Annotated in this window: 28 protein-coding genes; 12 read left to right on the plus strand and 16 right to left on the minus strand. The window is 67.3% G+C overall.

Annotation, left to right across the window (positions count from 1 at the left end; genetic code table 11):
- Positions 1–14: 14 nt before the first annotated feature.
- On the minus strand, positions 15–2054 hold the full coding sequence (locus ACQ4LY_RS17715) for an ABC transporter ATP-binding protein (protein ID WP_431075721.1): 2040 nt from the start codon (positions 2052–2054) through the stop codon (positions 15–17).
- Positions 2055–2228: 174 nt separating this feature from the next.
- Between ACQ4LY_RS17715 and ACQ4LY_RS17720 the strand changes: the two genes are divergently transcribed.
- Positions 2229–3707 carry an MDR family MFS transporter gene (locus ACQ4LY_RS17720; protein ID WP_431073663.1) on the plus strand — a complete coding sequence of 493 codons (1479 nt, stop codon included), beginning with the start codon at positions 2229–2231 and terminating at the stop codon, positions 3705–3707.
- A 25-nt stretch (positions 3708–3732) separates the two neighbouring features.
- Here the strand turns inward: ACQ4LY_RS17720 and ACQ4LY_RS17725 are convergent, their stop codons facing one another.
- Positions 3733–3876, minus strand: coding sequence for a hypothetical protein (locus tag ACQ4LY_RS17725; protein WP_431073665.1), 144 nt, complete (start codon positions 3874–3876; stop codon positions 3733–3735).
- A 93-nt stretch (positions 3877–3969) separates the two neighbouring features.
- Between ACQ4LY_RS17725 and ACQ4LY_RS17730 the strand changes: the two genes are divergently transcribed.
- Complete coding sequence (locus ACQ4LY_RS17730) at positions 3970–4551, plus strand: 1-acyl-sn-glycerol-3-phosphate acyltransferase (protein WP_431073667.1); 582 nt, start codon at positions 3970–3972, stop codon at positions 4549–4551.
- A gap of 10 nt (positions 4552–4561) precedes the next feature.
- Here ACQ4LY_RS17730 and ACQ4LY_RS17735 read toward each other — a convergent pair whose 3' ends face one another.
- Positions 4562–4783: a hypothetical protein gene (locus ACQ4LY_RS17735; RefSeq protein ID WP_431073669.1), complete on the minus strand. Its 222-nt coding sequence runs from the start codon at positions 4781–4783 to the stop codon at positions 4562–4564.
- A gap of 189 nt (positions 4784–4972) precedes the next feature.
- On the opposite strand from ACQ4LY_RS17735, the gene ACQ4LY_RS17740 reads away from it, so the two are divergent.
- Positions 4973–5386, plus strand: coding sequence for a DUF6328 family protein (locus ACQ4LY_RS17740; protein ID WP_431073671.1), 414 nt, complete (start codon positions 4973–4975; stop codon positions 5384–5386).
- A gap of 9 nt (positions 5387–5395) precedes the next feature.
- Here ACQ4LY_RS17740 and ACQ4LY_RS17745 read toward each other — a convergent pair whose 3' ends face one another.
- The gene (locus tag ACQ4LY_RS17745) at positions 5396–5950 is read right to left on the minus strand and encodes a Dps family protein (protein ID WP_431073673.1); all 555 of its coding nucleotides are present in this window, start codon (positions 5948–5950) and stop codon (positions 5396–5398) included.
- Between the two features lie 96 nt (positions 5951–6046).
- Between ACQ4LY_RS17745 and ACQ4LY_RS17750 the strand changes: the two genes are divergently transcribed.
- The 3 genes from ACQ4LY_RS17750 (at position 6047) to ACQ4LY_RS17760 (ending at position 7437) form a co-directional block, all read left to right on the plus strand.
- Positions 6047–6586, plus strand: a complete 540-nt coding sequence (locus tag ACQ4LY_RS17750; RefSeq protein WP_431073675.1) for a GNAT family N-acetyltransferase — start codon at positions 6047–6049, stop codon at positions 6584–6586.
- Positions 6587–6662: 76 nt separating this feature from the next.
- Positions 6663–6962, plus strand: a complete 300-nt coding sequence (locus ACQ4LY_RS17755) for a Fe-S cluster assembly protein HesB (RefSeq protein WP_431073677.1) — start codon at positions 6663–6665, stop codon at positions 6960–6962.
- 130 nt (positions 6963–7092) lie between these two features.
- Positions 7093–7437 carry a LysR family transcriptional regulator gene (locus tag ACQ4LY_RS17760; protein ID WP_431073679.1) on the plus strand — a complete coding sequence of 115 codons (345 nt, stop codon included), beginning with the start codon at positions 7093–7095 and terminating at the stop codon, positions 7435–7437.
- A gap of 3 nt (positions 7438–7440) precedes the next feature.
- Here ACQ4LY_RS17760 and ACQ4LY_RS17765 read toward each other — a convergent pair whose 3' ends face one another.
- The 3 genes from ACQ4LY_RS17765 to ACQ4LY_RS17775 are packed head-to-tail and all read right to left on the minus strand — an operon-like array spanning position 7441 to position 10255.
- Complete coding sequence (locus ACQ4LY_RS17765; protein WP_431073681.1) at positions 7441–9105, minus strand: ABC-F family ATP-binding cassette domain-containing protein; 1665 nt, start codon at positions 9103–9105, stop codon at positions 7441–7443.
- Between the two features lie 47 nt (positions 9106–9152).
- A complete protein-coding gene (locus tag ACQ4LY_RS17770; protein WP_431073683.1) occupies positions 9153–9689 on the minus strand; it encodes an isochorismatase family protein in 537 nt (178 codons plus the stop codon).
- A 5-nt stretch (positions 9690–9694) separates the two neighbouring features.
- Entirely contained in the window at positions 9695–10255 is a 561-nt protein-coding gene (locus ACQ4LY_RS17775; protein WP_431073685.1) for an alpha/beta fold hydrolase, read from the minus strand.
- 234 nt (positions 10256–10489) lie between these two features.
- Here ACQ4LY_RS17775 and ACQ4LY_RS17780 point away from each other — a divergent pair, with 234 nt between their 5' ends.
- A complete protein-coding gene (locus ACQ4LY_RS17780) occupies positions 10490–11596 on the plus strand; it encodes a N(5)-(carboxyethyl)ornithine synthase (RefSeq protein ID WP_431075722.1) in 1107 nt (368 codons plus the stop codon).
- A 43-nt stretch (positions 11597–11639) separates the two neighbouring features.
- Here ACQ4LY_RS17780 and ACQ4LY_RS17785 read toward each other — a convergent pair whose 3' ends face one another.
- Complete coding sequence (locus ACQ4LY_RS17785; protein WP_431073687.1) at positions 11640–13406, minus strand: GNAT family N-acetyltransferase; 1767 nt, start codon at positions 13404–13406, stop codon at positions 11640–11642.
- A gap of 83 nt (positions 13407–13489) precedes the next feature.
- Between ACQ4LY_RS17785 and ACQ4LY_RS17790 the strand changes: the two genes are divergently transcribed.
- Entirely contained in the window at positions 13490–14269 is a 780-nt protein-coding gene (locus ACQ4LY_RS17790; RefSeq protein WP_431073689.1) for an alpha/beta fold hydrolase, read from the plus strand.
- Between the two features lie 26 nt (positions 14270–14295).
- The gene (locus ACQ4LY_RS17795; protein WP_431073691.1) at positions 14296–14634 is read left to right on the plus strand and encodes a hypothetical protein; all 339 of its coding nucleotides are present in this window, start codon (positions 14296–14298) and stop codon (positions 14632–14634) included.
- A gap of 32 nt (positions 14635–14666) precedes the next feature.
- On the opposite strand, the gene ACQ4LY_RS17800 is transcribed toward ACQ4LY_RS17795, so the two are convergent.
- The 4 genes from ACQ4LY_RS17800 to ACQ4LY_RS17815 all read right to left on the minus strand — a co-directional run bounded on the left by ACQ4LY_RS17800 (position 14667) and on the right by ACQ4LY_RS17815 (position 17880).
- Positions 14667–15197 carry a VOC family protein gene (locus tag ACQ4LY_RS17800; RefSeq protein ID WP_363571361.1) on the minus strand — a complete coding sequence of 177 codons (531 nt, stop codon included), beginning with the start codon at positions 15195–15197 and terminating at the stop codon, positions 14667–14669.
- 81 nt (positions 15198–15278) lie between these two features.
- The gene (locus tag ACQ4LY_RS17805) at positions 15279–15938 is read right to left on the minus strand and encodes a helix-turn-helix domain-containing protein (RefSeq protein WP_431073693.1); all 660 of its coding nucleotides are present in this window, start codon (positions 15936–15938) and stop codon (positions 15279–15281) included.
- Positions 15939–16007: 69 nt separating this feature from the next.
- On the minus strand, positions 16008–17081 hold the full coding sequence (gene ychF / locus ACQ4LY_RS17810; protein ID WP_056376106.1) for a redox-regulated ATPase YchF: 1074 nt from the start codon (positions 17079–17081) through the stop codon (positions 16008–16010).
- 49 nt (positions 17082–17130) lie between these two features.
- A complete protein-coding gene (locus tag ACQ4LY_RS17815; protein ID WP_431073696.1) occupies positions 17131–17880 on the minus strand; it encodes a class I SAM-dependent methyltransferase in 750 nt (249 codons plus the stop codon).
- Between the two features lie 59 nt (positions 17881–17939).
- Between ACQ4LY_RS17815 and ACQ4LY_RS17820 the strand changes: the two genes are divergently transcribed.
- Positions 17940–18533 carry an exonuclease domain-containing protein gene (locus ACQ4LY_RS17820; protein ID WP_311243064.1) on the plus strand — a complete coding sequence of 198 codons (594 nt, stop codon included), beginning with the start codon at positions 17940–17942 and terminating at the stop codon, positions 18531–18533.
- A 44-nt stretch (positions 18534–18577) separates the two neighbouring features.
- Positions 18578–19882 (plus strand): DNA recombination protein RmuC, encoded by a 1305-nt coding sequence (locus ACQ4LY_RS17825; protein ID WP_431075723.1) that lies wholly within the window; start codon positions 18578–18580, stop codon positions 19880–19882.
- A gap of 50 nt (positions 19883–19932) precedes the next feature.
- On the opposite strand, the gene ACQ4LY_RS17830 is transcribed toward ACQ4LY_RS17825, so the two are convergent.
- Both ACQ4LY_RS17830 and glpX read right to left on the minus strand, forming a co-directional pair.
- Positions 19933–20229, minus strand: coding sequence for a hypothetical protein (locus ACQ4LY_RS17830; protein ID WP_140036590.1), 297 nt, complete (start codon positions 20227–20229; stop codon positions 19933–19935).
- A 158-nt stretch (positions 20230–20387) separates the two neighbouring features.
- On the minus strand, positions 20388–21374 hold the full coding sequence (glpX, locus tag ACQ4LY_RS17835) for a class II fructose-bisphosphatase (protein ID WP_056308721.1): 987 nt from the start codon (positions 21372–21374) through the stop codon (positions 20388–20390).
- A gap of 184 nt (positions 21375–21558) precedes the next feature.
- On the opposite strand from glpX, the gene fbaA reads away from it, so the two are divergent.
- On the plus strand, positions 21559–22587 hold the full coding sequence (gene fbaA / locus ACQ4LY_RS17840; protein WP_431073699.1) for a class II fructose-bisphosphate aldolase: 1029 nt from the start codon (positions 21559–21561) through the stop codon (positions 22585–22587).
- A gap of 64 nt (positions 22588–22651) precedes the next feature.
- Here the strand turns inward: fbaA and ACQ4LY_RS17845 are convergent, their stop codons facing one another.
- Positions 22652–23176: a DUF6264 family protein gene (locus ACQ4LY_RS17845; RefSeq protein ID WP_431073701.1), complete on the minus strand. Its 525-nt coding sequence runs from the start codon at positions 23174–23176 to the stop codon at positions 22652–22654.
- 268 nt (positions 23177–23444) lie between these two features.
- Positions 23445–24236: an IclR family transcriptional regulator gene (locus ACQ4LY_RS17850; protein ID WP_431073703.1), complete on the minus strand. Its 792-nt coding sequence runs from the start codon at positions 24234–24236 to the stop codon at positions 23445–23447.
- Position 24237: the final 1 nt, after the last annotated feature.

The raw sequence follows: 24237 nt of genomic DNA on the forward strand, positions 1-24237 counted from the left end.
TGCACCGACAGCGCTCAGCCCTCTGCCGGGTACACCCTCTCGTCGGCGCGCGGAGCGTCGAGCAGCGGCACCGAGGCCGTCAGTGTCGCGACCGCATCCGCTCCGGCAGAGTCCTCCGGCGCGCGGTCGGCCCGCCGTTCGGCGAGCGCGGCGCTCACTCCCCCGGCCACGGCCTCCTCGATGACCGTCTCCGTCTCGATCACCCGAGAAGCTGCGACCTGCTGCGCGGCGAGCTCGGCATAGAGTCCGCCACGTGCGATGAGCTCGGCATGGGTGCCTGACTCGACGATCTGTCCTGCCTCGAGCACGTGGATGACGTCAGCGCCGATCACCGTCGACAACCGATGTGCGATCGTCAGGGTCGTGCGGCCCTTGGCCGCCTCGTCCAGCGCCTCCTGCACGACGCGCTCGGAGACGGTGTCGAGAGCCGATGTGGCCTCGTCGAGCAGCAGCACGGGCGGGTCCTTGAGCAGCACGCGAGCGATCGCGATGCGCTGCTTCTCACCGCCCGAGAGCCGGTAACCGCGCTCTCCGACGACCGTGTCGTAACCGTCTTCGAATCCGGCGATGATGTGATGGATGTTAGCCGCGACGCAGGCGGCGATCACCTCGTCCTCCGTCGCACCCGGCTTCGCGTACAGGAGGTTCTCGCGGATCGTCGCGTGGAAGAGGTAGGTCTCCTGTGACACGATCCCGACCTGATCGATGATCGACTCCTGCGTGAGCGTGCGGACGTCGGCCCCCGCGAAGAGCACGGCCCCGCCGTGCGCCTCGTACAGGCGCGGAGCGAGGTAGAGCACGGTCGTCTTGCCCGCGCCCGAGGGGCCCACGAACGCCACGTGCTTCCCGGGCTCCGCGACGAACGAGACGCCCTGGAGCGTGGGGCGCGCGTCCGGTGCGGCATCGGGATAGCGGAAGACGACGTCGTCGAACTCGATCCGCCCACGGGGTCCCGGCGCTTCTGCGACCGTGGTCGCATCCGGGGCGTCCTGGATCTCCGGCACCAGGTCGAGGTACTCGAAGATGCGCGCGAACAGCGCGGACGACGTCTGAAGGTCGAGCGACACCCGCATGAGTCCCATCAGCGGCTGCAGCAGTCTCGCCTGGACGGTGGTGAACGCGACGACGGTCCCGGCCGTGATCGCGCCGGTACCGCCCGCGATCAGGTATCCGGAGACGAGGTAGATGACGGCCGGCACGCTCGCCATGAGCACCTGGACGACGGCGAAGAAACCCTGGCCGCTCATCGCCCTGCGCACCTGGAGCTTCACCTGGTTGCGGTTCTCCGCCTGGTAGCGCTGGGATTCGGTGCGCTGGCGGTTGAACGCCTTGGACAGCAGCATGCCCGACACGCTCAGCGTCTCCTGCGTGATCGAGGTCAGTTCCGACAGCGACTCCTGCGTCTCGCCTGCGATGCGCGCGCGCACCTGGCCGACGCGTCGCTGCACGATGATCAGGAACGGCATCAGCACGACCGCGATCAGGGTCAGCCGCCAATCGATCAGGATCATCGCGACCAGCGAGGCGATCACCGTGACCACGTTGCCGAGGATGCTGGTGACCGTGTTCGTCAGCACGCCGGATACGCCGCCGACGTCGTTCTGCAGCCTCGACTGGATCACCCCGGTCTTCGTGCGAGTGAAGAAGCCGAGCTCCATCGCCTGCAGGTGCTCGAAGAGCCGTACCCGCAGATCACCGGTGACGCTGTTGCCCACCGTCGAGGTGAACCAGGTCTGGGCGACGCCGAGGACTGCGGAGACCAGGAACAGCCCGACCATCGCGGACACGAGCCAGATGAGCAGCTGCAGCTGCGGACCGCCGCCGTCGACGGGGAAGAGGGCGTCATCGAAGATGCGCTGCACGATCAGCGGCGGGATGACCGCGATGCCGGCGCCGATGACGACCAGCACGCCCGTCCAGAAGATGCGCCACCGGTACGGCCGGAACAGGGTGATGACCCTGGCCCCGAGGCCGCTGATCCGCGGCGCCTCGGCATTGAGCCGACGCTGTGCGCTCTCGTCCACGCCGCGGAATCCGCCGCGACCGCCACCCATGCTCATGTCGCCAGCGTAGTCAGGGTGGCGGACGCCGGGTCGCCCGCGGCATCCCGATGCTCCGCTGAGAGCGGATTCGATCGGATCCGGAATGAAATGTCCGAACCTGTGGTTACGCTGAATGGTCCCCGCGCACTCGCGCGATCTCCCCCTCTTCAGTGCCTAGGAGGCCGTATGTCTGCCGTCGACACCGGTTCGATCACCACGCCCCCTGCGTCGTCAGGAGGGGAGATCTCTCGCAGCGACATGCGGGTGATCTGGCTCCTGCTCGTCGCTGCGTTCGTCGCCATCCTCAACGAGACGACGATGGGGATCGCGATCCCGCATCTGAACGCAGATCTCGGCATCCCGCCCGAGCTCGGGCAGTGGCTCACGAGCGCGTTCATGCTCACGATGGCCGTCGTCATCCCGACCACCGGCTTCATCCTGCAGCGCTTCACGACGCGCCAGGTCTTCATCGCGGCGATGATCTCGTTCTCACTCGGAACCCTGGTCGCGCTGGTCGCGCCCGGCTTCGAGGTGCTGCTCGCCGGCCGCGTCATCCAGGCCGCCGGCACCGGAATCATGATGCCGCTGCTCATGACGACGATCATGAACGTGGTGCCGCCGCAGTCGCGTGGCCGGATGATGGGCCGTGTCGGTCTCGTCATCTCGCTCGCTCCCGCGATCGGCCCGACGCTCGCCGGCGCCGTCCTCGAGACGCTCAACTGGCGCGCACTGTTCGCGGTCATCCTTCCGATCGCGCTCGTCTCTCTCCTCATCGGCGCCAAGTGGATGACGAATCTCGGCGAGACACGCAAGGTCCCTCTCGACGTGCTCTCCATCCCGCTGGCGGCTCTCGGATTCGGTGGCATCGTCTTCGGCCTCAGTCAGTTCGGCGGCGAGGGCGGATCCGGCGAGGCCGCGGGCATCGTCGCGCTCGTCGTGGGCGCCGTCGCACTCGCGCTGTTCGTGTGGCGTCAGCTGATCCTGCAGCGCGTCGACGACGCACTGCTCGACCTGCGCGTGTTCCGTTCCGCGAACTTCACCTTCTCGGTCATCATCATGACGATCCTCGCGCTGTCGATGTTCGGCACGCTGACGCTCCTTCCTCAGTACCTGCAGAACGTCGCCGGCCTCAACGCCCTCGAGTCCGGACTGATCCTGCTGCCGGGTTCCGTGCTGATGGGTCTGCTCGGTCCGATCATGGGCCGAGTGTACGACGCACGCGGCACCCGTCCGCTGCTGATCCCCGGAACGATCCTCGTCTCGGCGGCGCTGTTCTACTACTCGACCGTGGGCGAGCACACCGTGTGGTGGGTGCTGATCATCGTGCAGGCCGCGATGTCGGTCGGACTCGCGATGTCGTTCACTCCGCTGTTCTCCGCCTCGCTCGGATCCCTGCAGCGTTCGCTGTACTCGCACGGATCAGCTGTGCTCAACACGCTCCAGCAGGTCGGTGGAGCGGCCGGCGTGGCTGTGCTCACCGTGACGTATTCGGCGATCCTGCACGCCGGCGAGGCCGAAGGACTGCCGACGGCTGCGGCCGGCGCACCGGGTGCGCGAATGGCGTTCCTGATCGCTGCGATCATCTCGCTCGCCGCCGTCGCGCTCAGCGCGTTCGTGCGCAAGCCCGCAGATGACATCGCCGGGGGAGTGCACGGCGCGCACTGATCACCGCAGCGGCGGCGTCTGACTGCTACTGCGTCTTCGGCGCAGAGAAATGGCAGACGCCGCCGCTGCAGTACCCGGCGGAGTCGTTCTCGAGCAGGTTCAGAGCGTCCGGAAGCGGCTGGAGCGCGGCGGGCGCGTCCTGCTCGACGGAGTCCTGTGTCTTGGCCATCATTAGATGCTACGCCTGCTCAGACCGGATGGCGCGGAAATCGACACGCCGATCGACAGCGGACGGACAGCCGCACTCCCCTACGGTTGACGAGTGCTCAAACGACTCCTCGCCCGCGTGTACTGGACGCTCAGCCGCTGGACCCTCACCGCTGAGGGCACACCCACCCGCCCGACGATCCTGATCGGCGCTCCGCACACGTCGAACTGGGACTTCGTGCTGATGCTGGCCATCGCCTGGCGCCTGGACATCGAGGTGCACTGGCTCGGAAAGAGCAGCCTCTTCCGAGGATGGCGGGGCCCGATCATGCGCCGCCTCGGCGGCATCCCCGTCGACCGAGCGGACCCCGCGCGCGTCGTCACCGACGTGGTGGCGCAGGTTCACTCGGGAACCGTGTTCGGCCTCGTCATCACCCCCGACGGCACCCGCGGTGGCAACGAGTACTGGAAGTCGGGCTTCTACCGCATCGCGCGCGAGACGGGGATGCCGGTCACGCTCGGGTTCGTCGACCGCACCATGATGACGACCGGCCTCGGACCCACGATCGATCTGACCGGCGACATCCCCTCCGACATGGACCGGATCCGCGCCTTCTACGCCGACAAGGCGGGAGTCCGCCCCGAACGCCGCACCGTGCCCCGTCTGCGCGAAGAGCATGCGGACGGCGAGAGCTGACAGCGTCGTCTCAGGAGGGTTCGTCCGCGTCGACTTCCGACCGGGCCTCGGCCCGCGCATAGTCCAGGTCCTCGTCGGACAGCGTCTCCGCCATCCCGACCACCGCGCCGGTGATCGTCCTGATCTCTTCCCGTGTCCTCTCGCCGAGGTGCGGGGAGGTCTCCCCGAGCACCTCCAGTCTCGCCTCGAGCGACAGCTCGGACCACCACTCGCGGATCGGGGGAAGCGTCATCTCGTGCTCCTTCGACGCGTGCGCGCAAGAGTCTGGACAGATTCCGAACCATGCCGCGAGACTGACTGGATGGAACCCGCCCACAGATCTGCGCCATCGCCAGAGCACGACGATCGTCGCGACGGTCGTGACGAGACCCCTAACGAGCGCGCCGACCGGAACTGGGAGGAACTCCTACAGGAGCTGCGAGTGATGCAGACCGGAACGCAGATCCTCACAGGCTTCCTGTTGGCCGTCGCGTTCACTCCCCGCTTCGAGGACATGGACGAGGTCCAGCGCGACCTGTACGTGATTCTCGTCGGGCTCGCGGCACTCGCGACGATCTTGGCTCTTGCACCGGTCGGAATGCACCGGGCGCTGTTCGGTCGACGTCGCAAGCCCGAACTGGTCCGCGTGGCGGCTCGGATCGTGAAGATCGATCTCGTGGCGATCTCTGCACTGACCATCGGTGTCACCACGCTCATCGTCGACTTCACGGTCGATCGCGCCGCCGGACTCATCGCACTCGTCTCCTCACTGGTCTGCGTCCTCCTGCTCTGGCTCGTCCTCCCGCGCCTCGTCCGACGAGAAGCCGAGCGGGGGCGGGAGGACGAGCGAGCCTGAGCCGTCGGATCAGCTGGTCGCAGGAGTCCGGTTCTCGGCACTCACCATCCAGGCGAACTGCTCCAGGCTCTCGAGCACGGCGTGCAGGATGTCGGCCGATGTGGGGTCCTCCTCATCGACGGCATCGTGCACCTCGCGGATGGTGCCGATCGTGGCCTCGAGGCGCGCGGTGATGAGGTCGATCGTGTCAGTGGTCGACACCTCGCCCATCGGGAACGCGGGCAGCGAGGTCGACTCCGCGATCGTGTCGGTGCGCCCATCGGGCACGGCGTGCAGTGCCCGCATGCGCTCGGCGACCGTGTCGCTGAACGTGCGCGCGGCATCGATGATCTCGTCGAGCTGACGGTGGTTGTCCCGGAAGTTGCGTCCCACGACGTTCCAATGCGCCTGCTTGCCCTGCAATGAGAGCTCGATCAGGTCGACGAGCACGAGCTGCAGGTTCGCGGCGAGGGTGGGGGACGCCGTGAATCCCTTCTCCGCGTTCTGTCTCCTCGTCGTCTTCGCTCCGCGCTTGGGCGCGTTGCCGGTCTTGGACGCGCTCTTGGACGTGTTCTTCTCAGCCATGAGTCCTCCTGGGGTTGGAAACTGCGAGGCTAGCTCCGCTCGCGGCCCGTATCGAGGGGGTTGACAGTCCCCTCGGTCTCATCAGATCGTGGCGCAGTGACGAAATCAGAGAGAGCACAGACCGAGATCGACGATCATGCATCGGATGTGGTGATCGCACCGACCTCGGAGTCAGATGCAGGCGAGGTGCTCACCCTGCAGCGCGCAGCGTTCGTGTCGGAGGCGCAGATCTACGGCAGCGCCGATATGCCTCCGCTCACCCAGACGCTGGCCGAGGTGGAGGCGGAGCTGCGTTCCACCAGTGGGCTCTCGGCGCGGAAGGACGGGCGACTGGTCGGGGTCATCCGGTTCGTGGAAGACGACGGCGTGCTGCTGATCGGCCGGATCGCGATCGCGCCGGACGTGCAGGGAGAGGGCATCGGGCGCATGCTGCTCGACGCGGCCGAACGCGCGTCGACCGCAGGTGTGGCCGAGCTCTTCACCGGCAGCCTGAGCGAGGCGAACATCCGTCTGTACACGTCCTGCGGATATGAGGAGGCCGAGCGCGTGCCCCAGGGCGACGGAACCCAACAGGTTTTCCTGAGAAAACCTCTGCATCAGGTGGGAGACCCCTCCGAACCAGGTGCGTCGGGTTGAAACACGTCGCCGGGTGGGGAATCGTGGCCCGGACACGTCGCACCCGCGTCGTGACCGCAACCGGAAGGAGAGTCTCGTGCTCACCCTCACCGATAACGCCACCGCAATCGTGAGCACCCTCGTCAGCCGTCAGACCGACGCCACCGACGCAGGACTCCGCATTCACTCCACGCCCGCACCAGGGCCCGACGGCGGCGCGCGTCTCGCCGTCCTGGTCACGCCGGATCCCGAGCCTGAGGATCAGGTCGTCGAGGTCTCGGGCACCCGTCTCTTCCTCGATGAGACAGCCGCAGCCGCCCTCGATGACAAGGTCCTGGATGCCGGAGTCGACGACGAGGGCTCGGTGTCCTTCGCCGTGCTCCCGAAGGTCGCCTGACGAAGACTCCCCGGATGCCGCGGCTCATTGAGCCGCGGCATCCGTGCGTCCGGGGCGTGTGCGCCCCCGGCTCGCGTAGGTTAGAACCAGAGCCGCGATCGTCGTGGTTCGAGAAGGACCGTTCACGCGCATGAAGTTGGCACTGCTCCGCCGCTACGTCGTCCTCGCCGAGACGCTGCACTTCCCCCGAGCCGCGAAGGAGCTGGGCATCCCGCTGGCTTCGCTCTACACCTCTCTCGACAAGCTCGAAGCAGAGGTTGGCCACACTCTCATCAACCGCGAGGGCACGCCTCGCCTGACGAGCGTAGGGGAGCTGTTCCTCGTCGAGGCTCAGGCCACTGTCGCGGCCGCTCCCCCGCCCGCACCGAAGACCGTGGCGCCGGCCGGCGGCAAAGCCAAGGCCTCGAAGGGCAAGGGGCGGGCGCCCATCGTCAAGGGGCAGCCCAAGCCGTACAAGAAGCGTCAGGGTCGCTGAGACTCAGCGTTCTTCGACCCGTCCGTCCTCCACCCTCCAGCGGCGGTTCGTCTGCACCGCCTCCAGCATCCGACGGTCGTGCGTGACGAGCAGAAGCGTGCCCGTATAGGACTCGAGGGCCTGCTCGAGCTGCTCGATCGCCGGAAGATCGAGGTGGTTGGTGGGCTCGTCGAGCACAAGCAGGTTGATCCCGCGCGCCTGCAGCAGGGCGAGTGCTGCCCTCGTGCGCTCCCCCGGTGAGAGCTCGTCCACCGGCCTCGTCACATGGTCGGCTCTGAGACCGAACTTGGCCAGCAGCGTCCGCACCTCGGCAGCTGACATCTCGGGCACCAGCGCCTCGAACGCGTCGGCGAGCGCAGCGTCGCCGATCAGGAGCGAGCGCGCCTGATCGATCTCTCCGATCAGCACGCTGCTTCCGAGTGTCGAAGTCCCCTCGGCGGGCGCCTGTCGTTGGAGGAGCGCGCGCAGCAGTGTGGACTTCCCTGCTCCGTTCGGCCCGGTGATCCCGATGCGGTCTCCCGCGTCGACCTGCAGCGACAGCGGACCGAGAGCGAAATCGCCCTGGCGGAAGACCGCGGAGTTCAGTGTCGACACGACGGTGCCCGAGCGAGGCGCGGAGCCGATCGTGAACTCGAGCTGCCACTCCTTGCGAGGCTCCTCGACCTCGTCGAGGCGTGCGATCCGGCTCTCCATCTGACGCACCTTCTGCGCCTGCTTCTCACTGGACTCCATCGACGCCTTGCGTTTGATCTTGTCGTTATCGGGCGACTTCTTCATCGCGTTGCGCACGCCCTGGCTCGACCACTCCCGCTGCGTGCGGGCACGGGCGACGAGATCGGCCTTCTTGTCGGCGAACTCGTCGTACTTCTCGCGCAGGTGACGGCGGACCACCGCGCGCTCCTCGGAGTAAGCGTCGTACCCGCCGCCATACACGCGATGGGAGTTCTGCGCGAGGTCGAGCTCGAGCACCCGGGTGACGCTTCGCGCCAGGAACTCGCGGTCGTGGCTGACGAGCACCACGCCACCGCGAAGCCCGCGCACGAAGGACTCCAGCCGATCCAGGCCGTCGAGATCGAGATCGTTGGTCGGTTCGTCGAGGAAGACGATGTCGAAACGCGAGAGCAGCAGGGCCGCCAGTCCGACGCGTGCGGCCTGACCTCCGGACAGTCCCGTCATGAGTGCGTCCCCGGCTACGCGTCCACCATTCGGGAGCCCCAGATCCGCCAGCACCGCGGGGATGCGCTCATCGAGGTCTGCGGCACCGCTGGCGAGCCATCGGTCGAGCGCCAGCGAGTACGTGTCGGCGGGATCCGTGCCGGCGGGCGCGAGCGAGGGGTCACCCAAGGCGGCAGCCGCGGCATCCATCTCCCGCGTTGCCGCGGCGCACCCCGTGCGGCGCGCGATGTACTCAGCCACCGTCTCACCCTCGACGCGCTCGTGCTCCTGCGGCAGCCAGCCGACGAAGGCGTCGGTCGGTGCGAGAGACACCGTTCCGTCAGCGGGAGAAAGAACCCCCGCGAGAATCCGGAGCAGCGTGGACTTGCCCGCGCCGTTGGCGCCGACGACGCCGACGACGTCTCCGGGAGCGACGGTCAGGTCGAGGCCCTCGAAGAGGATGCGGTGACCATAGCCACCTGCCAGATTCTGGGCGACGAGGGTTGCGGTCATCAGACCAGTCTGTCAGGAGCGCGGTCAGCCGACCGCGCGATCCCGCCTCAGAGCGCGACCTGGTCGTGTGCGGCGATCGCGAATCGCTGGCCCGGATACCGCAGGCCCGAGAAGTACATGTTCGTGTGTGCGACGATCTGCTCTCCCGAGATCGGCACACCGTCCCATTCGGTGTCGCCGGTGGTGTGCGCGTCGCTCACGAGCGTGATGTCGTACCCCTCGGCGGCCGCGCGCTGCATCGTGGTGCGCACGCAGAAATCCGACTGCGCTCCGGTGATCACCAGGTGCGTCGCACCGATGTCATCGAGCGTCTGCCTCAGCGTGGTGTCGGCGAACGAATCGCGGTAGCTCTTGCGCACCAGCGGCTCCCCTTGGGCGCGATGAAGAGGCGCCGCGAGTTCCCACTCGGGTGTGCCCACTCCGACGGGGTCGTGATGCACCCAGACCACGGGGACGTCAGCGGCGCGAGCGCGATCGATGAGCGCAGCTGCACGCGAGAGCACGCCGCGCTCGTCGTGACACCCGGGCATCACCCCGACCTGCAGGTCGATCGCGAGGACGACGGTGCGCTCGACCGGTGCCACCGGGTTCAGTCCCAGTCCAGGTATTCCTCGATGATCACGCCGGTCTCGATCGGGTGATGCATCGGGAAGAGGTGATCGCCGGCGATCGTCTTGATGCTCGAGCGGTCGGGTATCGCGGACTGCAGCGCCTCGGCGTTCGCGGCGGGAGTGTCGGTGTCTTCAGTTCCCTGCACGATCAGCACGGGGATCGCGGGGGCCACCTCGATGTCGACGTCCTCGACGCCCAGCAGCAGGAGTCCGTTCGCGCGGTCCGCGTGCGCTGCGACCAGTGCCCGAGCGATGGTTCCACCGAATCCGTGGCCTCCGACCCAGGTGTCTTCGATGCCGACATGGTCGATCACGGCGACGACGTCGTCGACGCGCTCGTCGAGCGTCGCCTCGCCGGCACGGTGGCCGATGCGCAGCACATGGAACCCTGCCTCCTCGGCGAGGTAGTGCGCGGCGACGCCCAGAACGTCGGCTGCAAGCCCCCGCTCCTGGATCAGCACGAGCTTGACCGGCCCGTCGCCCTCATCCACGAAGGGGATGGCGCGGCCTTCTGGCTCGAAGATCTGGGTGTCGGTCATGGGCGCGCGGCTCCTCGTTCTACGTTCAGGGATCGCTTTCCAGCGTAGTCGAGCGCGTAGGCGGGGATCGGCCGCGCCACCTCAGCCGCCGCAGGGGCGTAGAGTCGGGCCAGGAGCTGACCTTGGTTCCCCGAAGATGGGAACCCGTTGTCAGACACGACACGCTCGTCCGCCGTCCGTACAGCGACCTCCGGTCAGAAGCTTCTGACCCTCGGCCTGCTGGCGAACTCCTCGATGGAGAACGAACGACGCCTCCCGATCCATCCCCGTCACCTCGATCGCATCGACGCGGATGTGCGTGCTCGCATGATCGTCGAACAGGGGTACGGCGCCGATTTCCAGCTCGAGCCCGACTACGTGGAGTCTCGCGTCGGCCGCGTCGCCGCGCGCTCCGACGTTCTCGCCTCCGCAGACGTGCTCCTGCTGCCCAAGCCGCAGCTCACGGATGTCGCCGAGATCAGCGAAGGCGGCATCCTGTGGGGCTGGCCGCACTGCGTGCAGGACGTCGCTCTCACGCAGACGGCCATCGACAGCCGGCTCACGTTGATCGCCTTCGAGGCCATGAACCATTGGACACCGCAGGGCGATATGAGTCTGCACGTCTTCCACAAGAACAACGAACTGGCCGGATACTGCTCGGTCATCCACGCGATGAGCCTCGTCGGCTCGACGGGAGACTACGGCCCCCGCCTCCGCGCTGCCGTCATCGGCTTCGGCGCCACGGCCCGCGGCGCCGTGACGGCCTTGAACGCTCACGGAGTGCACGACATCGAAGTCCTCACTCAGCGCGGGGCGGCAGCCGTGGGCTCCCCCATCCACAACTCCCACCTGACTCAATTGAACACTGACGAGGGGCCCACGCACCTCAGCGAGGTCGAGACGGAGCACGGCGCCGTGCTGCTCCCCGACTTCCTGGCGGCCTACGACATCGTCGTGAACTGCACCCTGCAGGATGTCGCGGCCCCGTTGACATATCTGCGCACCGAGGACCTGTCCCGGTTCGCTTCGGGCAGCCTGATCATCGATGTCTCCTGCGACGAGGGCATGGGCTTCGAGTGGGCGACGCCGACGACGTTCGACGAGCCGATGTTCACGGTGGGTCAGGGCGTCAACTACTACGCCGTGGACCACAGCCCCTCGTACCTCTGGAACTCGGCCACGTGGGACATCAGCGAAGCTCTCATGCCTTTCCTCCGCACTGTGCTCGAAGGCCCCGACGCGTGGGCCGAGAGCTCGACGCTCACACGCGCGATCGAGATCCGCGACGGAGTGATCCAGAATCCGAGCATCCTGAGCTTCCAGGGACGATCAGCGGAGTACCCACACCGACTCGCCGTGTGAGACGAGCGAATCGGACAGGGGCTCGCCCGCGGAGAGACGCGCGCTATATCTGCCTCTTGAGCCCGACGTGAGCCGTCTGGTATCCGAGTCGCGTGTAGAAGGCACGACTCCGATCCCGTGCCTCGTCGGTGGTGACCTGTGACAGCTGTGCTCCCCGTGCACGACCGAAATCGTGCGCCCACTCGAGCATCGCCGCGCCCAGACCCCGTGACCTCTCGCCCGGGGCGACTCGCAGACCCTCGATCTGCAGTCGGGTCGCACCACCGCGGGACAGCCCCGGGATGACGGTCAGCTGCATGGTGGCGACGATGCGCTCGGCGCTGTCGCGGACGACACCCAGATAGTTGGAGGCGTCGCGAGTGACTGCGCTGAAGCCCGCCTCATACCGTTCGAGCTCGACGCCCTCACGGTCTGGACCGAATGGATCGTCGGACAGCAGTGCGGCAATGGCCGCGATGTCATCGCGGCTCGCGCGCTCGATCCGGAACGTGCGGTCCGCCGCCTGCAGCCGTCCACGAACGGAGGACCGCGCGTCCGCCTGCAACCGGGAGACGAGCAGGTCGAGCCAGCCGCCGACGTTGGTGCGAGCCTCAGCAGTGTCGGGATAACGGCACCTCAGGTGCAGACCCGACTCGTCCAGGATGAACCACAGCATGACGCCGTCGGTGTCGGTCGCCGCGCTGACGTACTGGGCGTCGAGCCCGACGGAGTCGATCCGCACGGGCAGCCTGCGCAGGTCGAGCCACGAGATAGCGAACATCCCGGGAGCCACAGGCATGCCGCCCCACGGAGCGAGGACGTCGGCGAGCGGCCACGCACCGAGCTGCACCGCCTCCTTCACCGCATCCGCCGCCGCGTGCGGTTCGGCGAGCTCCGATTCGAGGACGGAATTGGTGATGAACCAGCCGACCGAATCGTGCCAGCCCTGCTCGTAACGGCTGTGCACGGGAAAGACGGCTCGCAGCGCCGTGCCCGCCACCTCGCGGGTGACCGCGGTCATCGCGACCACCGCGCGAGCCAGGGTCGAGACGCCGTCGTCGCGAGCCTGCGCAGCGAACGCGGCGGCGTCATCGACATCGAACACATCGCGCACTTCGACGCGCTCACGATGCGGCACGGGAGCCCCCAGGGACAGCGGGAACTTCGGCATCACGCCGCCGCTGTCCGCGATGATGGCCGCCCACCGCTGACGTACCCGATCCGGTGCAGCATCCCGATCCAGCAGCGCCTGAGTGTGTTCGACGAAGGCAGGCGCTGGCCCGGGCATCGGCTTCGCGCCGGTCCTCCCGGCGTCGAGGGCGGACAACAGATCGCGTGCGATCACCAGCATCGACCACATGTCGACGTGCGCGTGATCCGCGGCGATCACCACCGTGAGCCCCGCAGCGGTCTCCAGCACACACAGGCGGTGCGAAGGACGCTGGTACGGCGAACACGCGGCATCGAGGATGTCCCGCAACGCATCGTTGACGGCCTGCCCAGAGCCGACCTGATGCTCCACCCAGCTTCCGGGGCCGATCTCGACCTCGTGCAGCATCGGATCGCCATCAGCACCGGGCGCGAATGCCGATCGCAACGTGCCATGGCGAGCGATGACAGCCAGCCATGCCTCGGCGATCGACTCTCGCCGAGTCGGTGCAGGCAACCGGAACGACAGCGCCATCCAGGAGCCCGGTCGATCGCCGGCTCCGACATGGATCCGCTGATCGAAAGACACGGGGAGGCGCCGCCCGAGCGCAGACGCGCTCACGTCGTACCCCCAGAGCCGTCCGAACGGGAGGCGGAGGTGCGTGACGTTGGTCAGTCGCATGGGTAGCACCCTATCGGCCCCGATAACCTGAAAACTCCACGACTGCCCGACCAGACTCGTCCAGTCACCGATCGAGGAGCCTGATGCCCACTTTCGAGGTACCCGGAGCCGAGCTGGCTGTCGCCTTGAGCGACGAAGGCGGACACCCGGTGGTCCAGTTGCACGGACTCACGTCGAGCCGGGCCCGCGATCGGGTGCTCAATCTCGACCTCGGTCGAGGGCTCAGCGGAACTCGATTGCTGCGGTACGACGCACGGGGCCATGGTCGGTCGACCGGGCGCAAGGTCTCGGAGGACTATCGCTGGCCGAACCTCGCCGAGGATCTTCTGCGATTGCTCGATCGCTGGTTCCCGGGCGAACCCGTCCACGGGGTCGGCCCCTCCATGGGCGCCGCGACTCTCTTGCACGCTGCGTCGCGCGAGCCCGACCGCTTCACCGGGCTCACACTCATGGTGCCGCCCACCGCGTGGGAGACCAGGCCCGATCAAGCCGCGATCTATCGGACGGCGGCAGAGCTCATCGAATCCGACGGTGTGGAAGCGTTCCACGCCGCCACGCGCGGATCGACACCACCCCCGGCCACCGTCGGTGCGCCGGAGACATGGCCCGACGTCGCCGACGCTCTCCTGCCGTCGCTGCTTCGCGGTGCGGCAATCAGCGATCTGCCAGCCCCTGAATCCGTCGCGCGAATCGATGTGCCGACGACCATCTTGGCGTGGGTGGACGACCCCGGCCACCCGCTGTCGACCGCGGAATCACTCGCCGCGCTGCTCCCGAACGCGACGCTGACGGTCGCGCGCACGCCGGCGGATGTCGAAGCCTGGCCCGAGGTCTTGCGTCAGGACGTCGACGGTCGCGGCTAGACCACGTGTTCGACGAGACTGGACCCGTGGACGACTGCAAGACCTGCGACTCAGCCGGGGTACCCGGCATCGGCGCGCTCCCCTGGGACATCGACGCGACGACAGCGGCGCTGATCGACAGGGTCAGCACCGGCCGGATGCGCGAACTGCGAGGTGACGTTCCGCTCGAGGACATGATCCCTCTGCTCGAGTCAGACCTGAAGTACACGATCGTCAGCTTCATGGACTGTCTCGACTGCGAGCGCGTGCTCTTCTGGGGACTCTGCGTCCGCGGCAACCCCATCCTCCGGCGTGCGGACAGGACCGAAGTCGACCGCTGGCAGTGGAGTGAAGTGCCGGCACGAGAGCGATGGGCACGGAGCTGACAGGACCCGCGCATCTGTCGGCGGTGCGCTTGTCAGGCCTTGGGATCGCGCAGGGCGGTCATCGCCTCGAGCAGCGTGTCATGGATGTAGGCGAGCTCGGGCGAGATCTCACCCCATCCCTGATCCCCGTCCTCTGCCGTCCACTCGCTCCCGCTTTCATCGGCGTCCCAGACCGCATCACCGTGCTGCCAGATCCACCAGAGGTTCGCACTCGAATCCTGCACCCGAGCGAACTGCGTGCCGAAGAAGTCGGTGGGCTTCGTGACCAGACGACCCCCGCGCGCGAGAGCCCGCTCGAGTACGGCGTCGAGGTCATCGACATAGATCTGAAGCAGGCTCGGAGTGAAAGGCCAGTCCGGCTTGCGCTCCGCGAGCATGATGGTGGTCGTGCCCACTCTCACCTCGGCCTGAAGCAGAAGGCCGTCGTCATCGACGGTGCGTGCCTCGGCACGCTCCTCGCCGCCGAAGACGTCGATGACGAACCGGGTCAGATCCTCGGCGCCCGTCGTGATGATGAACGGGTTGACGGTGGCGTAGCCCTCGGGGGCGGCGGGAATGGACATCGTCTGCTCCTCTGCTGGTGATGGATGCGATGCCCTCAGTCCACCACCGGGTGACTGCCTCGGTATTGAATTTTTCCGCCATCATCGACCTGACAGCACCTGGGCCGGCGTCTGGCCGTGGAAGGCCCTCAACGAACGAGTCAGGTGAGCCTGGTCGGCGAAACCGCAGCGCGCAGCGCATTCCGTCGGCGGGACGCCCTGTAACAGCAGGGCGAACGCTTCACGCGCTCGCGACAACTGCTCGATCTGCTTGCGCGTGAGCCCTGTCACGGCGCGGACCCGGCGCTGACGGTGTCTTTCCGAGTAGCCCACGTCATCGCCGCCGAGCATCCGCCTGACTTGCTCGTCATCGCGCAGCACGTCGAGCTCGAGAAGACGATCAGTGAAGCTCTCGAGGTCCTCGAACTCCGGGAACGGTAGTGCATGCTGCCCGATTGTGACCTTCCCCGCTCGGACGGCGAGGTGCTGCTCGCCGCCGCGCAGGAGCAGCTTGCTCACTCCGGGCAGGACCGCGTGAGCCTTCAGCTGGATGCCCCAGCTGTGCTCGCCGACCGTCGAGCGGATCCAGCGGTGCCCCAGGGTCGGACCTGTCAGGCCGGCGAGCATCTCACCATCCGGGTCGCGGGCGAACCACAGATCCCAGTACTCGACGGCCGCGACGAGGTAGCGCTCATCTCGCGTCGCCCGCGCCTGCCACACACACTCCAGCACACGCGAGTCAGGGTGACGTTCCTCGTACATGCGTTCCGTTCGCAACTGATCACTGCGAAGCCAATATAGACGCTGCGAGTCGGTGAGCCGCCAGAGCGCTCAGTTGTTGAAGCGGAACTCCACGACGTCGCCGTCCTGCATGACGTAGTCCTTGCCCTCGAGGCGGGCCTTGCCCTTGGAGCGGGCTTCGACGACAGAGCCGGTCTCGACGAGGTCGTCGAACGACACGATCTCGGCCTTGATGAAGCCCTTCTCGAAGTCGGTGTGGATGACACCGGCGGCCTGCGGCGCCTTGGATCCCTTGGGGATCGTCCACGCGCGTGCCTCCTTGGGCCCGGCCGTGAGGTAGGTCTGCAGACCGAGGGTGTCGAAACCGATGCGGGCGAGCTGGTCGAGACCGGACTCGTCCTGGCCGGTCGACGCGAGCAGCTCCGCGGCGTCCTCGGGGTCGAGATCGATCAGCTCGGACTCGATCTTCGCGTCGAGGAAGATCGCCTTCGCGGGAGCGACCAGCGCGGCGAGCTCCGCCTTGCGGGCATCGTTCGTGAGCACGCCCTCGTCGACGTTGAAGACGAAGATGACGGGCTTGGCCGTGAGAAGCCCGAGCTCGCGGATCGGGGTCAGATCGATTCCGGCGACGGACAGCAGCACGCCGCGCTCCAGAGCATCCTTGGCCGCGTTGGCGGTCTCGAGGACGACGGGCTCGATCTTCTTGCCGCGCACCTCCTTCTCATACCGCGTGATCGCCTTGTCGACGGTCTCGAGGTCGGCGAGCATGAGTTCGGCGTTGATGGTCTCCATGTCGGACGCCGGGTTGACCGCGCCGTCGACGTGCACGACGTCGTCGTCGGCGAAGCCGCGGACGACCTGCGCGATGGCATCCGCCTCACGGATGTTCGCGAGGAACTTGTTGCCGAGGCCCTCACCCTCGCTCGCGCCGCGCACGATGCCGGCGATGTCGACGAACGACACGGCCGCGGGAAGGATGCGCTCGCTGCCGAAGATCTCGGCGAGCTTGTCGAGACGCGGATCGGGCAGGTTCACCACCCCGACGTTCGGCTCGATCGTCGCGAACGGATAGTTCGCCGCGAGCACGTCGTTCTTGGTCAGAGCGTTGAAGAGGGTGGACTTGCCGACATTGGGCAGGCCGACGATTCCGATAGTGAGAGCCACGGGGGTCGAGTCTACCTGCCGTGGATGCGCAGTCCCTGCGGGATGCCGGTCAGGCGCGCACGGCGCGGAACGCGTGCGTCACGTAGGGGAGGTCGATCGTCGTCTCGCCATCGAGCCCCAGCTCGTCGAACAGGTCGTCCATCTGCCGGGTGATCTCCGCGCGCTCGTCGGCGGGGGCGGTGATGAGGTAGCTGCGTGAGAGCGCCATCTGGTGCAGTCTCGCCCTGCTCATCGGGCGGGCCCACTCCCACTGCTGCTTCTCGACATGCGTGAAGGGCGCCTCGATGCGTGGGCCGTCGGAACCGGGGCCGTTGACCATGTTCTCGGCCGCACTGCTGTGCATGATGTCGGTCAGGCGACGAACCCACTCCACGCGCTCGTCGCGGATGTTCCAGATCAGCCCCAGGACTCCCCCGGCGCGGACGACCCGTCCGAGCTCGGCAGATGCAGCTGACGGCTCCACCCAGTGCCACGCCTGACCGAGCACGACGGCGTCGACGCTCGCATCGGGCAGCGGCATCCGCTCGGCGGTTCCCTGGAACGTCGGAACGCCGGGGACGCTCAGGCGCAGGGTCTCGAGCATGGTGGCATCCGGGTCGACGGCCACGACCTCGGCGTCCGGTGCCTGAGCGAGGACCTGCGTGAGCTTGCCCGTGCCCGCGCCGACATCGGCGATGCGACGAGAGCCGTGCGGCATCGGCTCGAGCATCCAAGTGACTGCCTCGAAGGGATAGTCGGGTCTTCCGGCCTCGTAGTTCGCGGCTTCGGCGCCGAAGGATGTCGCTCGGTCGGTACTCATGTCGCCAGCCTACGGCGAGTCATCCTGGGGCGTCTCGGATGCCGGGAGAGAGTGGGGATGTGCCACTGGACTTCACCGCTATCGACTTCGAGACGGCGAATTCCAGCCCCGCCTCAGCCTGCTCCGTCGGCCTCGTGCGTGTGCGCGATGGCCGGATCGTCGCGACGGCCGGATGGCTGATCCGCCCGCCGGCGGGGCACGACGAGTTCCAGGAGTGGAACACGAAGATCCACGGCATCCGTGCGCACGACGTGCTGGACGCGGCCACCTGGTCGGATCAGTTCGACCGTCTCTGCGCCTTCGCGGGCGCCGACGTGCTCGTGGCGCACAACGCAGGCTTCGACCTCAACGTGCTCCGCCGCGCGTCGGAGGCCACCGGTGGCGACTGCCCGCCGTATCGCTCGCTGTGCAGCCTGCAGGTGGCGCGCAAGACCTACGAGCTCGAGTCGTATCGGCTCCCGAAGGCCGCCGAGGCTGCCGGTTTCACCGGCTTCTCCCACCATGACGCGCTCGCTGACGCGCTCGCCTGCGCGCACATCATCATCGATGCCGCCCGCCGGAACGGCGCATCCGACGTCTTCTCCCTGGCCGATGCGCTCAAGCTGCGTGTGACCGATCCGGTCGTCGTCACTCCGGAGCGTGCCGTCGCCTGAGTCGCACCGGACGAATGTCCGTGGCCGAGCGCATCATGGAGCACATGGATGCTCTCACTCTCGTTCTCCTCCTGGCCGCTCTCGTGGCCGGAGCCGCAGTGGGATGGTTCCTCCGTGGCTCCCGCGGTGCGGCGGATCTCGCTCGTGCCGAGGCAGAGCTCGCCGCCGCCCGAGACGATCGCGACCGGCAGTACGACCTGTATCGGGATGCCGTCGAGCACGCGAGACTCGAGCAGCGCGCCGAGGCGCAGCGTGTGCAGCAGCAGAATGCGGTGCTCACGGCTCTCGCCCCCGTTCGCGAGAGCCTGCAGCAGATGCAGCAGAAGGTGTCGGCCATCGAGCAGGAACGGCATGCGCAGTTCGGGTCCCTCGCAGAGCAGCTCAGGCGCGCGCAGGAGTCCGACGAGGCTCTGCGCTCGACGACCGAGTCGCTCGCCGGAGCGCTGCGGTCGACAGCCACACGCGGCGTCTGGGGCGAGACTCAGTTGCGCCGCGTCGTCGAGGCCGCAGGACTGATCCGTCACGTCGACTTCGATCTGCAGTCGACCATCTCGTCTGATCGTGGTCAGGGGCGCCCCGACATGGTGATCCGCCTGGCCGGCGGCACGTCGATCGCAGTCGACGCCAAGGTGCCGCTCGACGCCTATCTCGAAGCGTCGGCGCTGCCGATCGGAGACGCCCACGAGGCTCAGCGACGCACGCACATGCAGAGGCATGTGAAGGCCGTGCGTGCCCACATCGACGCACTCGCGAAGAAGGCCTACTGGTCGGGTCTCGACGCGAGCCCCGAGTTCGTCATCTGCTTCCTGCCGAGCGAGTCGCTCCTCGCTGCGGCCATCGACGAAGATCCGGCGCTGCTGGACTACGCCTTCAGCAAGAGAGTGGCGCTCGCATCGCCCGTGAACCTGTGGGCAGTGCTCAAGACCGTCGCCTACAGCTGGACCCAGCAGGAGGTCTCGACCGAAGCACGAGCACTGCTGAACCTGGGAACGCAGCTGTACGACCGGCTCGGTGTGCTCGCCGGCCACGCAGACGACCTGCGCCGTGCGCTCGAGCGCACCGTCGACAGCTACAACAGGTTCGCCGGCTCCCTCGAGAGCCGCGTGCTCGTGACAGCCAGGCTGTTCCCAGGGATCAGCGCGTCGACGCTCGACGCGGCTCCGCCCGCGGTCACGGCACAGACCCGACGCTTCACCGCGCCCGAACTCATGATCGACTCAGAGCAGGATCGCGAGTCGAACCGTGACGTCAACCACCCGGATGCCGAGACATCCGAAGAACCGGGTGCCTCGATTCAGGCCGACGTCGGAGATGTCCGCTCCCGCTTCGGCAGCGCAGGGCCAGCCTAGACGGGGTCAGCCTCCGGGGTGATCGAACCCGAAGAGACCCGCAACTGACGTCAGGCGATGCCCGGTACGCCGCTGAGCAGGAGGATGACGAGGCCGCTGGTGACGACGAAAGCGCCGATCATCCACCAGGAGCTGATCTCGTGCCCCTCATCGAGGCGCTTTCGGAACAGCACATCAGCGCGTCGAGCGGGGTCGGTGACGGCGGTCGTGACCACAGGCGGCGCCGGCGTCCCGGTCGGAAGAGGCACCCCGGCCTCATCGACGTTGATTCGCATGATTCGACCGGTGGGCGTCGTCACGATTTTGGTCGGCGCGGCCTTGGAACCACTCGTGTGCTGCGTTGTCATCGGTCTGCCCTCCTGTGCCTGCGGTGCCTGGCGGCTCCGTCGACGGCGACAAATCCAGTGACAATTGTGACACGGCCGCGCGCGAATGCCTGGCCCAGCACTCCGCAGAGCGGTACCGGGTCGGTAACGATGGCCCGTCGGCGCTCAGGCGACGGGTATCAGAGCCACTTCGAGACGAGGTGCTCCGAGGCGATCCTGCGCAGCGTTCCCGAGGCTCCACGCAGCACGACGCTCTCGGTGTAGATGTAGCCGCCCTCCCGACGCACACCGGCGACGAGCTGACCATCGGTCACGCCGGTCGCGACGAAGATCGTGTTGTCCCCTCGCACCAGGTCGTCAGCCTCATAGACCTTGTCCATATCGAGCCCCGCGTCGATACCGCGCTGACGCTCGTCATCGTCGCGCGGCCAGAGGCGACCCTGGATGTGACCCCCGAGCGCCTTGATGGCACAGGCCGTGACGATGCCCTCCGGGCTGCCGCCGACGCCCACGCACATGTCGGTCCGAGCGGCATGACGCGCAGCGTTGATGCCGCCGGCGACGTCGCCGTCGCTCATCAGACGGGTTCCCGCTCCGGCATCCCGGATCTCCTGGATCAGCTTCTCGTGACGAGGACGGTTGAGCACCGAGACGACGATCTCGTCGACCGGCTTGCCGAGCGCGCCGGCGAGCTTGCGGATGTTCTCGCCGATGGGAAGGCGGATGTCGACCACTCCGACGCCGGCTGGGCCCGTCACGAGCTTGTCCATGTAGAACACGCTGGAGGCATCGAGCATCGAACCCCGGTCGGAGACTGCGATCACCGAGAGGGCGTTCTGGCGGCCCGCTGCGGTGAGCGAGGTGCCGTCGATCGGGTCGACGGCGATGTCGCACTGCGGGCCGGTGCCGGTGCCGACCTCTTCGCCGTTGAACAGCATCGGCGCGTTGTCCTTCTCGCCTTCGCCGATCACGACACGCCCCTGGAACGCGACAGTGCCGAGGAACGCGCGCATCGCGTCGACCGCAGCGCCGTCTGCAGCTTCTTTCGCACCCCGACCGATGAACGGCACGGCACGGATCGCGGCCGCCTCGGTGGCCCGCACCAGTTCCATCGCAAGGTTTCGATCGGGACGAAGAGGGCTGAGATCCGCAGTAAGACTAACCATGCGGTCAGCCTAGCCATCGACACACCGCCAACCAGGGTGTTTTCGCGCACGGAAGGCCGAAGGAATCTTGATTCTTAACGTGAGCGCAGGAGCAGGCTGGTCACCGGGACTCGCCGCCGGAAACCGAGAGCCAGCCCCGATAGAGTGACTGCTGTCCCGGCTTCCCAAAATCGCAGGAGTTCTCATGCCCGTCGCCACCCCGGATCAGTACGCCGAAATGCTCGACCGCGCGAAGGCCGGCGGCTTCGCGTACCCGGCATTCAACGTCTCGAGCTCGCAGACGATCAACTCGGTCCTCCAGGGCCTGACCGAGGCAGGTTCCGACGGAATCATCCAGGTCACCACCGGCGGCGCGGACTACTTCGCCGGCCACACGGTCAAGGCACGCGCGACCGGCGCACTCGCCTTCGCCCGCTTCGCGACCGAGGTCGCCAAGAACTACCCGGTCACCGTCGCACTGCACACCGACCACTGCCCGAAGGATGCCCTCGCCGGCTTCGTCGAGCCGCTGATCTCGGCCTCTGAAGAAGAGGTCAAGGCCGGACGCAACCCGATCTTCCAGTCGCACATGTGGGACGGCTCGGCCGTGCCCCTCGCGGAGAACATCGAGATCGCTCAGGATCTCCTCCCCCGCATGAAGAACATCAACGCCATCCTCGAGGTCGAGATCGGCGTCGTCGGCGGCGAAGAGGACGGCGTCGCACACGAGGGATCGAACGATGCCCTCTACACGACGTTCGCGGACGTCGACCAGGCGGTCCAGGCTCTCGGCCTCGGCGAGCAGGGCCGCTACATCGCCGCCCTCACGTTCGGCAACGTGCACGGCGTCTACAAGCCCGGTGGTGTCAAGCTGCGCCCCGAGCTCCTGGGCGAGATCCAGCAGCAGGTCGCAGCGAAGTACAACACGGGCGCGAAGCCGCTCGACCTCGTCTTCCACGGCGGCTCCGGCTCGACCGATGACGAGATCGCCCTCGCGGTCGCCAACGGTGTCATCAAGATGAACATCGACACAGACACGCAGTACGCATACACCCGTGCGATCGCCGACTACATGTTCAAGAACTACGACGGCGTCCTCAAGGTCGACGGCGAGGTCGGCAACAAGAAGCAGTACGACCCGCGCGCCTGGGGCAAGATCGCGGAGACGGCGATGGCCGCCCGCGTCGTCGAGTCCACGCGCCAGCTCGGCTCGTACGGACAGTCGAAGAGCTGATCTTCCTCTGACAGAGAGATGCCCCCGACCGCTGCGGTCGGGGGCATCTCTGTGTCTCAGCCGCCTACTGGCCCGCGGTCTTGGCGACGAAGTCGATGAAAGCGGGGTCGTTCATCAGCGGGATGGCGGCGCAGATCGATGCCACGAGAAGCGTCACAGCGGCTCCTGCGAGCGGAACCCACCACGAGGCCTTGCCTCCGCGCAGTCGTCGGATCGAGAAGAACGCGGTGAGCGACCACCCTGCGGCGAGCACGATCGCTGCGACCGTTCCCCAGACCTTGCCCTGAGCGAAGTTCGTGAACTCGCCGTCGACCCCGAGGGCGCTCATCATCTGGTTCATCGCGGTGGGGAAGTCGAGATACGACAGCCCGGTCACCACGACGTTGACGAGACCGTAGGCGAGCAGCCCGATGGTGATGAACCTGTCGACCGGGCGGGGCCGGACGGCCGCTGCACCCCCTGGCCGCGTCTCAGGGACCGATGCGACGGCGACCGCGGGGGGCATCTCGTCGAGCGGCGGCAGCCCCGCTGCCTTGCGCTGCTCTTCGAGGGTCGCGATTTCGCCGTACTGAGGCCGCTGGTCGGTCATGCCGCCATGCTATCCGCACCATCTCTGCGCGGCTCCCAGACTGAGCAGCCCGAACATGATGGCGGCCCCGGAGAAGTGGGGACTCCTCGGGGCCGCGGATTCGGAACGCTGGGGACGCTCGTCATCCAAGTGGGTCGAGGAACGCTGGGGACGTTCCACCACCTGTAGTGCCGTTTGCACATGCGACTACATCTCACATGTTAGGAAAGCGCGTGCCGACCCGCTAGTGGCATTTCTTCAGATAGTGAACCAATAGTGCGGGCGAGCGTCAGATCGAGGACCGGAGGTCCGGTTCTGCGCCCGCCAACGCATCCGCGCCCAGCTGCAACGACAACCGCGTCGCGGTCTGCTTGAGCTTGGACACAAGACCACGGTCGACCTGCGCGCGGGCCGAGGGGAGCGAGATCGCCAGCGACGCCACGATGTTCGGCGCGATCACGGGAACAGCGACGCACATGTTGCCGATCGCGTACTCCTCACGATCCAGGGCGAAGCCCCGTGACCGCTCCAGCTCCGCCAGCAGCGCGCCCCGGTCGCTGATCGTGCGCGGTGTGAGCTCCTCGAGGCGATGCCGCGACAGGTAGTCGAGGCGCTCCTCACCGGGCAGGTCGGTGAGGATCTGCTTGCCGAGCGCCGTCGCGTGCGCGCTCGATTCGAGCGCCACCGACAGGTCGATCCGCGGACTCCGTACGGCATCGACGATATCGACGAGGTACATCTCGCCATCGTGGTACCGAGACAGATAGGCCGTCTCTCCGACCGCGTCGGTGACCTGCCGCAACGAGGATCGCACCCGCGCGAGGAGCACGCCACCGGCATCCGGGGCGGCCCGGAACACCGGGAAGCTCGCACCGAGGACGAGCCCGTCCGGCTCGTTGGCCAGGTATCCCTCGTGGATCAGCGTGCGCACGAGGTTGTACGTCGTGCCCTGCGTGAGACCGGTGAGCGCTGCGAGAGCCTTGACGGTCACGGGTCGGGCTGAGTCCGCCACGATATCGACGAGGCGCAGAGCACGCTGGACCGATCCGATCAGGGTCGGCGCCGCCTCCGTGGTGGGCACG

Origin of the sequence: Microbacterium phyllosphaerae (assembly GCF_050628115.1) — a bacterium.
GTDB lineage: Bacteria > Actinomycetota > Actinomycetes > Actinomycetales > Microbacteriaceae > Microbacterium > Microbacterium phyllosphaerae_A.